Annotated in this window: 15 protein-coding genes; 9 read left to right on the forward strand and 6 right to left on the reverse strand. The window is 60.3% G+C overall.

Annotated elements, in window-relative coordinates; all coding sequences use genetic code 11:
- Nucleotides 1-23: 23 nt before the first annotated feature.
- Nucleotides 24-719, reverse strand: a complete 696-nt coding sequence (locus ACL2XG_RS14520; protein ID WP_410012569.1) for a creatininase family protein — start codon at nucleotides 717-719, stop codon at nucleotides 24-26.
- Entirely contained in the window at nucleotides 716-1,678 is a 963-nt protein-coding gene (locus ACL2XG_RS14525; protein WP_413721872.1) for a GntR family transcriptional regulator, read from the reverse strand. The genes ACL2XG_RS14520 and ACL2XG_RS14525 overlap by 4 nt, the downstream gene beginning before the upstream one ends.
- Nucleotides 1,679-1,950: 272 nt before the next feature.
- Between ACL2XG_RS14525 and ACL2XG_RS14530 the strand changes: the two genes are divergently transcribed.
- The 6 genes from ACL2XG_RS14530 (at nucleotide 1,951) to ACL2XG_RS14555 (ending at nucleotide 8,456) form a co-directional block, all read left to right on the forward strand.
- Nucleotides 1,951-3,546, forward strand: coding sequence for an ABC transporter substrate-binding protein (locus tag ACL2XG_RS14530; RefSeq protein ID WP_413721871.1), 1,596 nt, complete (start codon nucleotides 1,951-1,953; stop codon nucleotides 3,544-3,546).
- A gap of 47 nt (nucleotides 3,547-3,593) precedes the next feature.
- Nucleotides 3,594-4,532: an ABC transporter permease gene (locus ACL2XG_RS14535; protein WP_410012572.1), complete on the forward strand. Its 939-nt coding sequence runs from the start codon at nucleotides 3,594-3,596 to the stop codon at nucleotides 4,530-4,532.
- On the forward strand, nucleotides 4,529-5,380 hold the full coding sequence (locus ACL2XG_RS14540; protein ID WP_413721870.1) for an ABC transporter permease: 852 nt from the start codon (nucleotides 4,529-4,531) through the stop codon (nucleotides 5,378-5,380). Before ACL2XG_RS14535 ends, ACL2XG_RS14540 begins: the two co-directional genes overlap by 4 nt.
- A 15-nt stretch (nucleotides 5,381-5,395) precedes the next feature.
- On the forward strand, nucleotides 5,396-6,436 hold the full coding sequence (locus ACL2XG_RS14545) for an ABC transporter ATP-binding protein (protein ID WP_410012574.1): 1,041 nt from the start codon (nucleotides 5,396-5,398) through the stop codon (nucleotides 6,434-6,436).
- Complete coding sequence (locus ACL2XG_RS14550) at nucleotides 6,436-7,434, forward strand: ABC transporter ATP-binding protein (protein WP_410012575.1); 999 nt, start codon at nucleotides 6,436-6,438, stop codon at nucleotides 7,432-7,434. Before ACL2XG_RS14545 ends, ACL2XG_RS14550 begins: the two co-directional genes overlap by 1 nt.
- Before the next feature lie 239 nt (nucleotides 7,435-7,673).
- Complete coding sequence (locus ACL2XG_RS14555) at nucleotides 7,674-8,456, forward strand: DeoR/GlpR family DNA-binding transcription regulator (protein ID WP_413721869.1); 783 nt, start codon at nucleotides 7,674-7,676, stop codon at nucleotides 8,454-8,456.
- Here ACL2XG_RS14555 and ACL2XG_RS14560 read toward each other — a convergent pair.
- Entirely contained in the window at nucleotides 8,449-9,210 is a 762-nt protein-coding gene (locus ACL2XG_RS14560) for an SDR family NAD(P)-dependent oxidoreductase (RefSeq protein ID WP_413721868.1), read from the reverse strand. The two genes, ACL2XG_RS14555 and ACL2XG_RS14560, sit on opposite strands and share 8 nt — an antisense overlap.
- 124 nt (nucleotides 9,211-9,334) lie before the next feature.
- On the opposite strand from ACL2XG_RS14560, the gene ACL2XG_RS14565 reads away from it, so the two are divergent.
- The 3 genes from ACL2XG_RS14565 (at nucleotide 9,335) to ACL2XG_RS14575 (ending at nucleotide 11,263) form a co-directional block, all read left to right on the forward strand.
- Nucleotides 9,335-10,249, forward strand: a complete 915-nt coding sequence (locus tag ACL2XG_RS14565) for a LysR family transcriptional regulator (RefSeq protein WP_410012578.1) — start codon at nucleotides 9,335-9,337, stop codon at nucleotides 10,247-10,249.
- 211 nt (nucleotides 10,250-10,460) lie between these two features.
- Entirely contained in the window at nucleotides 10,461-10,673 is a 213-nt protein-coding gene (locus tag ACL2XG_RS14570; RefSeq protein WP_413721867.1) for a hypothetical protein, read from the forward strand.
- 56 nt (nucleotides 10,674-10,729) lie between these two features.
- Complete coding sequence (locus tag ACL2XG_RS14575; RefSeq protein ID WP_410012580.1) at nucleotides 10,730-11,263, forward strand: helix-turn-helix transcriptional regulator; 534 nt, start codon at nucleotides 10,730-10,732, stop codon at nucleotides 11,261-11,263.
- Nucleotides 11,264-11,317: 54 nt separating this feature from the next.
- Here the strand turns inward: ACL2XG_RS14575 and ACL2XG_RS14580 are convergent, their stop codons facing one another.
- The 3 genes from ACL2XG_RS14580 to ACL2XG_RS14590 all read right to left on the reverse strand — a co-directional run bounded on the left by ACL2XG_RS14580 (nucleotide 11,318) and on the right by ACL2XG_RS14590 (nucleotide 14,271).
- On the reverse strand, nucleotides 11,318-12,142 hold the full coding sequence (locus ACL2XG_RS14580) for an alpha/beta fold hydrolase (RefSeq protein WP_410012581.1): 825 nt from the start codon (nucleotides 12,140-12,142) through the stop codon (nucleotides 11,318-11,320).
- Between the two features lie 87 nt (nucleotides 12,143-12,229).
- Nucleotides 12,230-13,858, reverse strand: coding sequence for an MFS transporter (locus ACL2XG_RS14585; RefSeq protein WP_413721866.1), 1,629 nt, complete (start codon nucleotides 13,856-13,858; stop codon nucleotides 12,230-12,232).
- Nucleotides 13,855-14,271 (reverse strand): DoxX family protein, encoded by a 417-nt coding sequence (locus tag ACL2XG_RS14590; RefSeq protein WP_410012583.1) that lies wholly within the window; start codon nucleotides 14,269-14,271, stop codon nucleotides 13,855-13,857. The genes ACL2XG_RS14585 and ACL2XG_RS14590 overlap by 4 nt, the downstream gene beginning before the upstream one ends.

Consider the following 14,271-nt stretch of genomic DNA (forward strand, 5'->3'; position numbering starts at 1 on the left):
ACGGTGCCTTGCCCGGGCGGCGATCAGAGCAGTTCCATCACGCGCCGGGTTTCTTCGACACCCACCTGCCAGAGGGCCAGCATCTCCTCGTCGGCGCGCTGATAATACCCGCCGTAGTTGCCGTCGCCCAGCATCGCGCGGGCCTTGGCCGGATTGAGCTTGCGAAAGCCGACCAGATCGAGCATCGGTTTTTGCCGGTCCGGCTGGGCGACGCCCGCCAGCCGGGTCCAGGGGAAATTTTCCATCCATGAGGCATGCGAGGCCACCGGATCGGTTTGCTGTACCTTTGCCCAGGTGAGCGGCGCGCACCACCAGTTATGCAGCTGTACCATCACCTCGGGATTGGCCACCATCCATTCGCTGATAATATGCTGCGCCGGCATATTACCGCCGTGGCCGTTAACCAGCAGGACGCGCTTAAAGCCCTGCCGTTTCAAATTATCGAGAATATCGTACAGCAGCCGGAGGTAAGTGCCGACCCGCAGGCTGATGGTGCCGGGAAAATCGCTGAACGCCGGCGTCATGCCGAACGGCATTACCGGGAATACCGGTATGCCCAGCGGCTCGGCCGCCTCGACGGCGACCTTTTCGGCCAGGATGGAATCCACCGACAGGCTGAGAAACGCATGCTGCTCCGTACTGCCCAGCGGCACCACCACCCGATCGTCCCGGCCCAGGTATTCTTCCAACTGCTGCCAATTCATTTCACTGATTTTCATGATATTTCCTTCAATCCTGTCACGGAGGGCACATCCGGCGTCAGCAGCGGCATCACCACACGCCTGATATCGCCGCTGTCAGGAATATGCCGGTATTCAAACGCCTGTTGGCCGGGAGATAAGGCGTCCTGTAACGCCTCGGCGCCGGTGGCGTAGACCAGCACATCGGCATGCGCCAGATAGCGGTTCAGTTCAGGGTCGTCCCGATGCACCACGGTAATGGACTGCACATGCGGGGCGAAGCGCTGCACCCCGGTTTTCATCAGCGCGGTAAACTCCGGGAAGATCGACACCACCAGCACCCTGGCAAGGGGATCAAGCGACGCCAGCGCCCGCCGGGTCTGCTCGGAGGGGATAAAGCTGATATTAATAACCCGCATACCGGGCAGCAGGCTCATCACCTCGCGCCGGCGGTGGGCAAAGGTCAGGATCAGATCGGCGCTGTGCGCCTGCTCGCGCGCGCGGTTATCGGCGGTCAGTATCGACAGCGTCGTCGCGTCCAGCTGCGCGCCGTCGCCCAGGGTGCCGGCGATAATCTGCGCATAATCGCGGGCGGACTCGATAAAATTACCCACCACCAGCACCGTTTTGGTCCTGGCGCGCCGCTGGCGGTGATGGAACCGGTTGGTGACCAGGGCGGCGAGGTCGGCCGCCGATAAAGACAGGTCCTGCGCCCGATCGATCAGGGCGTCGATGTGCTGATGCAGATCGGTCAACCGCTTGTCGCTGTGGCGCAGGACCTGGGCGGCGTCGGCGATAAAGGTACCGGAGCCGGGCTTGCTGTAGATCAGTTCAGCCTGTTTCAACTCGCGATAAACCTGCGCCACGGTCATCGGCGCCACGCCGACCCGCTCGGCCATGTCGCGCACCGAGGGCAATTTATCCCCCGGCTTCAGCGCGCCGAAGGTGATGGCATACTCCACCAGCCCCCGCAACTGCATCCCCAACGGGAGCGACAATGTTCTATCAAGTTGGAAGTCCACAAACCGCCCATTAATGCGTGCTAATTTACTAATACACTATCGTTATAAGCTTAGCTAACGCAAGCACAGCGGGCATATTTTCCTATTCAACGGGCTATAGCATTTTCCTATGACAAAATAATGCCTTTTTTACTGCCTTTTATTGACATTAAACGATCATTGCTTCAAATATCGTACTACTACATTAGAACAGTAACGCGGGATTTTCCGGCGGGGATCATTTTCCAAGCGATAAGGGGATGGGCACAATGAAGGTTATGCATCGGATAACGTTAATCGCCTTGCTGACGGCGGGCGCGCTACCACTGGCCCACGCCTGGGCGGCGGATACCGTGCAGCGCGGCGGCACGCTGGTCTATGGCCGCTATAGCGATAGTTCGTTCCTGGAACCGGTATTGAATGAAAACAATACCGATATCTGGATCCTGTCGAATCTGTATGACACGCTCCTGTTTCCCACCGCCGACGGCAAAGGCATCGAACCGGGCCTGGCGGACAAATGGAATATCGCCGCCGACGGCAAAAGCGTCAGCCTGACCCTGCGCGATAATATTAAGTTCTCCGATGGATCGCCGATTACCGCAGAAGATGTTAAATGGTCGCTGGAACGCGCCAGCAAGCCCGGCAACGGGGTATGGCAATTTATGGTCGATTCCATCGCCAGCGTCTCCATTGACGGCGCCAACGCCATTACCCTGCATCTGAAACACCCGGACCCGGCCATCCTCAGCGCCCTGACGGCGTTTAATACCTCCATCATGCCGAAAAAGCAGTTCGAGGAGACGCCGGGCGCCACCGACCAGCAAAAAGCGGAAGCTTTCGCCGAGCATCCGGTGGGGTCCGGCCCCTATGTGCTGAAATCCTGGCAACATAACGCCACCATGACCCTGGTGCGCAACCCGTATTACTGGCGCAACGGCGCCGACGGCAAGCCGCTGCCCTATCTCGACGGCATTACCTTCGAGATCGTCCCGGACGACGCCACGCGCATCCTGAAGTTACAGTCGGGCGAGCTGGACGCCACCGAGTTTATCCCGTATTCGCGCGTCAACGAATTGAAGGCCAATCCGGCCATTGATATGAAACTGTTTCCCTCCACCCGGGTGGAATACGTCAGCCTGAACGTGCGCCCGCAGTACCAGGGCGCGGCCAATCCGCTGGCCAATGAAAAGGTGCGCCAGGCGCTAAACTACGCCACCGATAAGCAAGGCATTATCCAACTGGTGACCTATGGCATCGGCACGCCGATGACGTCTTATATTTCCAGCGGCACGCCGGGGCACGTAGGCGACAAACCGCTCTATCCGGTGGATACGGCCAAGGCCAAACAGCTGCTGGATCAGGCCGGTTTCGCCAGCGGTTTCAGCGCCAATATCATGGTGCTGGCCGGCAATGAGGACGAAATCAGCATCGCCACCGCCCTGCAGCAAATGTGGGCTCAGGTGGGCGTTAAACTCACCATCACCCAGGTGGACCACGCCACGGAAACCGACCGCTATCGCAAGGGCGATTTCGGCATGCGCTTATCCACCTGGACCGATGATATTGCCGATCCCAATGAAATCACCTCTTACTTCGCTTATTCGAAAAATATCCAGGCGGTGCATTCGGGCTGGAAAAACGATCGGGTAGACCAGCTGTTTGAGCAATCTCAGCAGGAAATCGATCCGCAAAAACGCGCGGCCGATTATCAACAGATCCAGGCGATCTTTAACGCCCAGGGGCCGATCGTGCCGCTGTATGAAAGCCCTTATCCGGTGGCGTTGAATAAGACGGTGCACGGCTTTGTGCAGATTCCGCTGGGCAATAACCTGTTTGCCGAAACCTACCTGACGCGCAAATAACGTCGACGCAGGTTAACGGCCGGAACCTGGAACAGGAGAAGAGAGGGGTGTCAGAGTTTGCCTATATCGTTAAACGTATTTTGCTGATTATCCCCACGTTGCTGGTGATCCTGGTGGTGACTTTCGCCATTGTACGGCTGCTGCCGGGCGATCCCGCCAGCGCCATGATTGGCGATCGCAGCACCGAGGCCGACGTGGCGAGGATCAACGCACAGCTGGGACTGGACAAACCGCTGCCGGTGCAATTTTTCTTTTTTGCCCGCCAGGTGCTGACCGGCAACCTGGGCGACTCCTATGTGCTGCACAGCCCGGTGACCAGGGTGATTGCCGAGCGCCTGCCGGTCAGCCTGATGCTGACCGCCATGGCCGGCCTGTTCGCGCTGCTGATGGCGATTCCGCTGGCCTTTGTCTCGGCGCTTAAGCGTAATAGCGCCGCCGATATGACTATCCGCGGTTCTTTCCAGGTGACGCTGTCCATGCCGTCGTTTTATATCGGCCTGGTGTTGCTGACGGTGTTTTCCGCCCATCTGCACTGGTTTCCGGTGGGCGGCTACGGCGCCACTTTCACGGATAAGCTGTACCATCTGTTCCTGCCGTCGATGACCCTGGCCCTGAGCCTGGCGGCAGTGCTTATCAATAACCTGCGCACGTCTATTATCGCGGTGCTGGACGCGGAATACATTACCTTTGCCCGCGCCAAGGGGCTGAAAAACCGGGTGATTATGCTGCGCCATGTGATGCGTAATTCGCTTATCCCCACCGTCAGTCTGTTTGCCCTTAATATCGGCACCATTATCGGCAGCGCGGTGATCACCGAAACGGTATTTGCCGTCCCCGGCATCTGCCGCCTGATGGTCGACAGCATCTTCAGCCGCGACTACCCCATGGTCCAGGGACTGGTCATCGTGCTGTCGGTAATGGTGTCGCTTATTTTCCTGGTGACCGATATCGTCCAGGTCATGATCGACCCGAGGAGAGCGCGATGACGGTCCATCCGGCGCCATCAATGCCGGCCCGTACCTGGCGGCGGCATATCCCCTGGCCACTGCTGACCACGGCCATCATCCTGTTGTTCAGCCTGGCCGCCGGTTTTTTCCCGCAGCTGATCGCCCCCTACGATCCGCTGGCGTTCGATTACCGCGCCATCCTGAAACCGCCCGGCCCGCATCACCTGTTCGGCACCGATAATTTTGGCCGCGATATTTTTTCACGTGTTATCTACGCCTATCGGGTGGATTTGCAAATCGCCCTGTTTACCACGCTGTTCCCCATGGTTTTCGGCACGCTGGTCGGGCTATTGGTGGGTTTTTACGGCGGCTGGGCGGAAACGCTGTTCCAGCGGGTGGTGGACGCGGTGATCACGTTCCCGCTGCTGGTGCTGGTGATAGCCATCGTGGCAATCCTCGGCCCGGGCCTGGGCAGCATGTATGTGGCGGTCGGCATTATCTATTGGGTGTTCTATGCCCGGCTGATCGCCGGTGAAGTCAGTATCCAGAAACGCCTGGACTATATTGCCGCCGGCCAGGTGATGGGGTATAGCCGGCCGCGCATTATTTTCCGACATTTGTTGCCCAACGTCATGACCACCACCCTGGTGTACTGGATGACCGATATGGCGCTGGCTATTTTGCTCGGCTCCAGCCTGGGCTATCTCGGCCTGGGGGCGCAGCCGCCCACCGCGGAGTGGGGAGTATTAATCGCCGCCGGCAAGAATTTTATGGATACCGCCTGGTGGATCACTATTTTCCCCGGCCTGGCCATCGTGCTTACCGGACTGGGATTCAGCCTGCTGGGCGATGTGCTGGCCGAACGGCTCCGGCCCGGACACCGCTGATGAGGGAGGTCGAGAATGCATGCCACAACAGCGCCAGGCCCTGAATTACCAGGCAAGGCGCCGGGCGCGCCGGGTGACGATACCCTGCGGGTCAGCAACCTGAACACCGTTATCCATACCCCGCGCGGGATGATAAAGGCCATCCAGGATATCAGTTTTGAACTGCGGCCCGGCGAAATACTCGGGCTGGTGGGCGAATCCGGCTCCGGCAAAAGCGTGACGCTGCGTTCCCTGCTGCGCCTTATGCCCGGATCGGCCCAGGTTAGCGGTTCGGTGACCTGGCGGGGACGGGAACTCATCGACGCCGCGCCGCAAGAATTGCAACGCATCCGCGGCGGCGACATCGCCATGATTTTCCAGGAGCCGATGATCGCCCTCAATCCGGTGTTAACGGTACACCGGCAAATTGACGAGACGCTGCGCGCCCATACGCGGCTTAACGGTCGCCAGCGGCTGGCGCGCACCGTTGAACTGCTTAACCAGGTCGGCATTCCCGACGCCCGGCGCCGGCTGGAAAACTACCCCCACGAGTTTTCCGGCGGCATGCGCCAGCGGGTGATGATTGCCATCGCGCTGGCGGGAGAACCCAGCCTGTTGCTGGCGGATGAGCCGACCACCGCGCTGGACGTCACCATCCAGCAGCAAATCCTTAATCTGCTGCTGTCCCTGCGGGACAGGCTGCATATGGGCATTATTTTCGTCACCCACGATCTGGGGGTGGTGGCGCAGCTGTGCGATCGGGTGGCGGTGATGTACGCCGGCCGCATCGTGGAATCGGGCGAGGTGGGTGCGGTGTTTGCAACGCCACGCCACCCCTATACCCAGGGTCTGATGGGCTCGGTGCCGCGGGTCGGCGTGGAACGCACGCCGCTGCTCTCCATCGAGGGCACGCCGCCCTCGCTGTTGGACCCGCCGCCGGGCTGCAGCTTTAACCCGCGCTGCGCGTACGCCACGGATCTGTGCCGCCAGCAGGTGCCGCCGCTGCTGTCCCTGGCGGACCACCGGGGCGTGGCCTGCCACCATTATCAACATCTGGTCAAAACGCGGAGCCTGTGATGAACGGATTAACCCCGGCGGACGAACAACCGATTATCTGCGTCGAGGACGCACAGGTGCGTTTTGCGGTAAAACAATCGCTTTGGCATCGGTTGCAGGGGCACCCGCCCCAGTTTATCCAGGCGCTTAACGGCGTCAGGCTGGAATTACAGCGGGGTGAAACCCTGGGGGTGGTGGGCGAATCGGGTTGCGGCAAATCAACGCTGGCGCGGGCGCTGGTGGGCCTGCTGGCGGCCGATGACGGCCGCATCCGCTTTAAAGGCCAGGATATCGCCACGCTGCGCGGCAAGGGAAGGCGCGATTTCAACCGCCAGGTGCAGATGATCTTCCAGGACCCGTATGGTTCGCTTAACCCGCGCATGACGGTGGGACAGGTATTGCGCGAGGCGCTCTCGGTACACAGGATGTGCCCGCGCGCCGCGATCCCGGCGCGCATCATGGCGCTGCTCGAACTGGTACGCCTGCCCGCCGACGCGGTGGATAAGCTGCCCCATGAATTTTCCGGCGGTCAACGCCAGCGCATCGGCATTGCCCGGGCGCTGGCGGTGGCGCCGGAAGTGCTGGTGGCGGACGAACTGGTGTCGGCGCTGGATGTCTCGGTACAGGCGCAAGTGGTGAACCTGCTGCTGGATTTACAGCAAAAGCTGGCGCTGACGGTGCTGTTTGTCGCCCATGACCTGCGGCTGGTACGGCATATTTCCCATCGCGTGGCGGTGATGTATCTGGGTGAAGTCATTGAAACCGGCGCGACGGAGGTCCTGTACCGGCAGCCGCTGCATCCCTATACCCAGGCGCTGCTGCGCGCGGCGCCCGGCATGGATCCGGCCAACCGCGTCGCCACGGTCAGCCTGGCCGGCGAGTTGCCAAGCCCCCTGTCGCCGCCCCCGGGCTGCCGTTTCCATACCCGCTGCCCCTATGTCACGGACCGCTGCCGCGCGGAACATCCCATCCTGCGCGCCAAACCTTCCGGGCAGCAGGTGGCCTGCCATTTGGCCTGAGGAATTTTTTTATCACTATATAACTGAATTAATTGAAAAAATTGGCAATCAGGCGCAGCCATTTTGACCACACCGACCGGCGCGGGCATAAGGCAGCAAGCCATACCGGCTATCTTGCTGGTTAGATGACGGGGACAAAAGCGCGGCGTTTGATATTGGCTGGACAGCTAAAGCCAACTCTGACAGCATGGCGATATCCATAAAATCAGCCGTGCCATTGGCTTAACTGAACGGGCGCTATGAAGGGACAAAGTCGTTTAGATCAGATTATGGAATACCTTAAAAGCCATAATCTGGTCACCGTGGAACAACTGGTCGAGGCGATAACCGCCTCCCCCGCGACCATTCGCCGCGATTTAATCAAACTTGATGAGCAGGGCGTTATCAGCCGTACCCACGGCGGCGTCACGCTCAACCGTTTTATCCCCGCGCAGCCGACCACCAACGAAAAACAGCAGCGCAACCTGCTGGAGAAACAGGCCATCGCCGAACTGGCGGCGCAATGCGTGCGGCCCGGCGACGCCGTCGTGCTGGATGCGGGCACCACCATGCTGGAACTGGCGCGCCATCTGACCCATCTGCCGTTGCGGGTTATCACCTCGGATTTGCATATCGCGCTGTTCTTATCGGAATTCAAGCAAATCGAGGTGACGATTACCGGCGGACGTATTGATGACAGCAGCCAGTCCTGCATCGGCGACCACGGCCGCCAGCTGCTGCAGAAAATCTATCCGGACGTGGCCTTTATCAGTTGCAACTCCTGGAGCCTGGAAAAGGGCGTGACCACGCCGACAGAGGATAAAGCGGCGCTCAAACGGGATCTCGCCGCCCATGCCGGACGGCGTATCCTGCTGGCGGACAGCAGTAAATACGGCGCTTACTCGCTGTTCTGCGCCATGCCCCTGGCGGATTTAACCGACATCATCACCGACGACAAACTCCCGCCGCCGGTCATGGCGGAACTGCGCCGGCTGCCCTGCGCCCTGCAACTGGCGGACAGCGCGGTCCGGCGCGTCAGATAAACATGCCGCCGGAGGCTTCGATACGCTGGCCGGTCATCCAATGAGTACCATCGGCAAGCAGGGCGGCCACCGCGCCGCCGATATCGTCGGGCAGGCCCGCCCGGCCCAGGGCGGTGTTGGCGGCGATAAGCTGATTGACCTGCTGGTTATCGCGCACTATCCCACCGCCGAAGTCCGTTTCTATCGCCCCGGGAGCCAGGGCATTTACGCTGATGCCCCTGCCGCCCAATTCTTTGGCCTGATAGCGGGTCAACACCTCAAGGCCGCCTTTCATGGTGGCGTACGCGGCGGCGGCCGTCGAGGCGGTGAAACGCGTCAGGCCGGTGGAGATATTCAGGATGCGCCCGCCGTCGGCTATCAGCGGCAGCAGTTTTTGCGTCAGGAAAAACGGGCCTTTCAAATGAATCCTGAACAGCTCATCAAACTGCTGTTCGGTGGTGTCGGCGATAGCGGCATGCAGCCCGATGCCCGCATTGTTGACCAGATAATCAAACCGATCGCATTGAAACTCCCCGGCCAGGGTGCGGCCGACTTCGGCGGCAAATTCACTGAACCGGCTACTGTCGCCGACGTCCAGCTGCAGCATGACCGCCTTGCCGCCGGCCCGTTGAATCTCCGCCACCAGCGCCTGCGCTTCCTCGGCCCGGCTATGATAGGTGCCGATAATATCCACGCCCTTTGCCGCCAGGTGCAGAGCGGCGTTTTTGCCCAGTCCACGGCTGGCGCCGGTAATTAAAGCAATTTTGTGACTCATCTCGATGTGCTCCTGTGGGTAGGTAAATCTGTCGGTCTACAGCTTATTAGCCGGCGGGGTATAGATAAACCCGCAAAAAGCGGAAATACTGTTCGGTATGACAGGACAATAATCCGGACATACGATGGTCAACAAGCTTGAGCTGCTGCGCAGTTTTATTCGCGTCAGCGAACTGTCCAGTTTTACCCAGGCGGGCGAGAGCCTTGGCCTGCCTAAATCAACGGTATCGGAACATGTCCAGACCCTGGAAGCCCTGGTGGGCGCCAGGCTGCTGCATCGCACGACCCGCCGCGTCACGGCCACCCAGGACGGACTGGCGCTGTATGAGCGCGGCAAGGATATGCTGGCGAACATGGATGAACTTGAGGGATTATTCCGTCAGGACGGCCTGGTGCTGGCCGGGCGATTGCGGGTGGATATGCCCGCCGGTATTGCCCGCGCCCTGGTATTGCCGCAATTGGGCGAATTTATGCAAAAATATCCCAACCTGCGCATTGAAATCAGCTGCACCGATCGCCGGGTGGATATCGTGCGCGAAGGTTTTGACTGCGTCCTGCGTATCGGCGAACTGACCGAGGCTTCCCTGGTCGCCCGGCGGCTGGGCCGGCTGCCCATGGTGAACTGCGCCAGTCCGTCTTACCTGGCGGCCTATGGCATACCCAGGACGCCGGCGGATCTGGCCGGCCATGTGCTGATCCATTATGTCTCCAGCCTGGGATCGCGCGCGGAGGGATTTGTTTACCGCCATCAGGGCAAGTACCTGAGCCAGGAGCTTCCCTCGCTGGTCACGGTGAACAATGTCGATGCCTATAACGCGGCCTGTCTCGGCGGCCTGGGTATTATCCAGGCGCCGGCCATCGGCCTGGAGGAGCATCTGGCCGCCGGACGACTGGTGGCGATCCTGCCCGACTGCCCCGCGCCGCCTATGGACGTTTCGCTGGTCTATGCCGATCGCCGTTATCTGCCCCAGCGCGCGCGGGTGTTTATGGACTGGCTGGCGGCACAGCTTGCGCCGCATATCAGCGCGCAGCGGCCATAGGCGCCACTGTGATAAACCGCTGGGCGGTGGCGGCCGTACCGCCCCGCCATTATCCCGGGATTTGCGGCGCCGCTCGCTAATCCACTGTTAAATAACCCGTTATACTCTCTTCTTGCGAAAGATTTGTTACTCTCAGCCGGCAGGAGACTGCCACCCATCGTTGACAAACGTCAACACTTCTAATACATTAACCCAAGCAATAGGGAGGGAGATGAAGGATCATCCCAACAAGCATATTCAGGCGGCGATTGAATATGCTCTCTCCAAAGGCTGGCGATTTCGCCATGGCAAAGGGCATGCGTTTGGCCGCCTGACCTGCGGCGTGCCCGGCCATGAAGAACATCAAATGAGTGTCTGGTCTACGCCCCGCAGCGCGGAAAACCATGCCAGGCAGCTTCGCCGCAAGATCAATCACTGCCGGTAACATGGCCACATGCTTTATTACGCAAAGGCGGGTCTCCGCCTTTAATCGAGGTGACAATGGCATTGTACAATTTTGCGCTTACCCTCTCCGGCGTAACCGCAGAGACCAAAGGACTGGAAGACCGGCTGTTCGAGAGCGGCTGCGATGACGCCCTGGTGTGTTTTTATGGTAAATCCGTGTACCTGGAATTCGATCGCGACAGCGCGTCTTTCGCCCAGGCGGTGTTAAGCGCCATCGGTGATATCGAATCGGCGGATTTGGGCGCCAGGGTCATCTCGGTGGATGCCAACCTGGTTGGTTTAAGCGATATCGCCGAGCTGTCGGATATGTCGCGGCAGGCGGTTGCCATGCTCAAGGACGGCACCCGCGGCAGCGGCGATTTCCCCTCGCCGGTGCAAAGGATCAAAGGCGTCTCGCCGTTATGGCGCTGGGCCGACGTGGCCGAATGGCTCGCGGCAAAAGGAAAGCTACACCCTGATATCGCCGTCAACGCCCGGCAGCTAGATATTATCAATATGGCCCTGCAACTGCGCGAAACCAAGCAGCGCAAGCAAATCGGCGATTATCTGGCCCTATTGGAAGCGTCCTGATCCATAACCTATCAGGACGCGGCGCAGCCTGCCTATTCACAGGGCCGGGATGGCTTAATCCTGCTGTATAAAGGCCAGCAAATCCTGATTCAATCGGTCTTTATGGGTAAAACACAGGGCATGGGGCGCGCCGGGATACACTTTCAGGATGGCCGACGGGATTGCCGCCGCCGCGAGTTTACCCGTCGCCGCAAAAGGCACCACCTGATCGTCATCGCCATGGATTACCAGGGTCGGCAATGAAAATGCCGGCATATCCTGGCGAAAATCCGTTTCCGAGAACGCGGTGACGCAGTCCAGGGTGCCTTTAAGGGAGGCCAGAAGGGCGATATTCAGCGTTTGGGTGAGGATGCCGGCCGAAACCTTGCTATCGGGGCGATTGGTACCGTAGAACACCGTGCTGAAATCGCTTAAAAACTGCGGCCGGTCGGCGGCCAGGCCCGCTTTTATGCCATCGAAGACCGATTTATCCACGCCTTCGGGATGATCGGCGGTTTTGATAAACAACGGGGTTACCGCGCTTATCAGCACCGCCTTTGCCAACCGCCGGGTGCCGTGGCGGGCAATGTAGCGCGCGACTTCGCCGCCGCCCATGGAAAACCCCACCAGCACCGCGTGCTGGATCTCCAGCTTTTGCAGCAGTTCCTCCAGATCATCGGCGAAGGTATCATAATCATAACCCTCCCAGGGCTGGCTGGAACGGCCGAAACCACGGCGATCGTAGGCAATCGCGCGATAACCTTTTGCCGCCAGGAACGTCATCTGGTATTCCCACATATCGGCATCCAGCGGCCAGCCGTGGACAAAGATCACCGGCTGTCCCTGCCCCCAGTCTTTGAAATAGATTTCTGTGCCGTCACGGGTCATAAAAGTAGTCATAGGTATACTCCTTACAGGGTGTGTGCGGGAAAACTGAAGGTGTGTACATCCCCGGATTCAGGACGTCATATCTGTTGCCGTAATGCGCTATTCAGGCGCCACCAGATGGCGCACCACCGGCGGCTGCTCGCCATGATGGAATGCGCGCACCCGATCCTGGATGCGTTTATCATTCACAGTGTGACGCTCATGCTGTCGCAGATGTTCAAGCCAGGAACCGACGACAAACACCTCGACACACTTGCCGGGAAACTCGATGTCCTCATACACCGCCCAGGTCAGCGCGCCGCCGCGCCGGCGGACGCGCCGCATTTCCTGGATCGCGCGCATAAAGGCGGGTATTTCCCCGGATTCAACCTGATACTCGACGCTTATCATCACCGGGCCCCGGTCATGCTCTATGGCGGACTCCGGCGCCAGGGGGTGATCCGTGGGTTCAAGGTTTAAATCGGGATCTTGGTTTAACCGCCAGCGCAGGGCGGTGGCGGTGCCCAATACCATGCCGATGGCGGCCACGGCCAGGGAGGTGGATATAGTCAGCTGCGACGCCAGCTTCCCCCAGACAGCGCTGCCGGCGGTCATGGAGCCGAAAAATACCGTCAGGTAAACGGCCAGGGCGCGCGCCTTTACCCAGCGCGCCGCGCTGCGCTGCGCGCCGACATTCAGGGTCGACAGCACGGTTATCCAGGCAAAACCGGTAAAAAACTGGATGCCGGCAAGCCACCAGAAATGGCGGACAAAGGCGAGCGCCAGCATGGTAAGCGCAAACAGCAGGCTGGCCAGTACCGTCAGGCTGTCGGGCGTCAGCTTTTTACGCAGCCCCGGCAGCAGGATGGCGCCGCAAATCGCGCCGATGCCGATGGCCGCCAGCAGCACGCCATATCCGCCTGGCCCCAGGCCCAATTCGCGTTGCGCCACCAGCGGCAATAATGCCCAGCCGGCGCTGCCGAAAAGGAAGAACGCCATGGCCCGCACCAGTACCGTGCGCAACACCGGCGCCGCATGGACATAACGCAGCCCCACACGCATGGCGGAAAAAAAATGTTCGGGCGGCAGGCGCTGGATGGCGGTGTCGGTTTTCCAGCGGTACAGCACGACGATGACGCCCACCACCGACAGGGCATTCAGCATAAAGACCACCGCCGGACCGGAAAACGATAAAATCAGGCCGCCCAGGGCGGGGCCGATGGCGCGGCTGATATTGATGCCAAGCGAGTTCAGGGCGATGGCGGGCGCCAGATCCGCGCGCGGTATCAGATCCGGCACGATGGCCTGGAACGGCGGCGAGCTCATGGCGGCGCCGGTGCTTAGCAGGAACGCCGCGGCCAGCAGCAGGGGCGGCGTCATCTGGCCTGACAACGCCAGCAGCGCCATGGCCACCGCCACCGCCAGTACCCAGGCCTGTGAAAACAGCAGGTATTTGCGTCTGTCGACGATGTCGGCCATCACCCCCGAGGGCAGCGCAAACAGGAACATGGGCAGGCTGCCGGCGGCCTGGACCATAGCCACCATCAGCGGGTCGGAATTAAGGGTGAGCATCATCCAGCTGGTGCCCACATCACTCATCCAGGAACCGATATTGGAGGCCACCGTGGCAATCCATAACATGCGGAAAACGCGCTGGCGCAGCGGGCTCCAGGAAGAGGGCGGTGCGGCCGCCGCGCTGTCCCCGCCGGCGGCATCCTGATTGAAAACCTGTTTGTCCGATGTCGTCATAAGATACCTCCCCGCGCCGCCGGCCGCAGGCTCCAGCGGCCGGGACCGCATAACCCGATGGTGGTAAAGATAATCAGCAGCAGCCAGCCGAATTGTCCTTCCGCCACCGACCAGTCCGGATGAACCGCCAGCATGGCGATAAGCAATACCGCGATGATGGGCAGACAGGCCGCCCTGGCGGCCACGCCCAACGCGATAAACACCGGGCAGACCACTTCGGCGAAAATGGCGGCCCACAGGCTCAGGGACGCCCCCAGCCCAAAAGGATCCTCAATCCTGGTGAGCTCATCGGCGTAGTGCAGCACTTTAGGCGCGCCGTGTACGTACAACAGCATAAAACAGCCGGTCAGGCGCAGGAACAGCAGGCCCAGGTCGACCTGCGGGGTGAGGTAAAACCGCCCGGTGGTTTTCAT

The sequence above is a fragment of the Sodalis sp. RH24 genome (genome assembly GCF_047324145.1).
Lineage (GTDB): Bacteria > Pseudomonadota > Gammaproteobacteria > Enterobacterales > Enterobacteriaceae > Acerihabitans.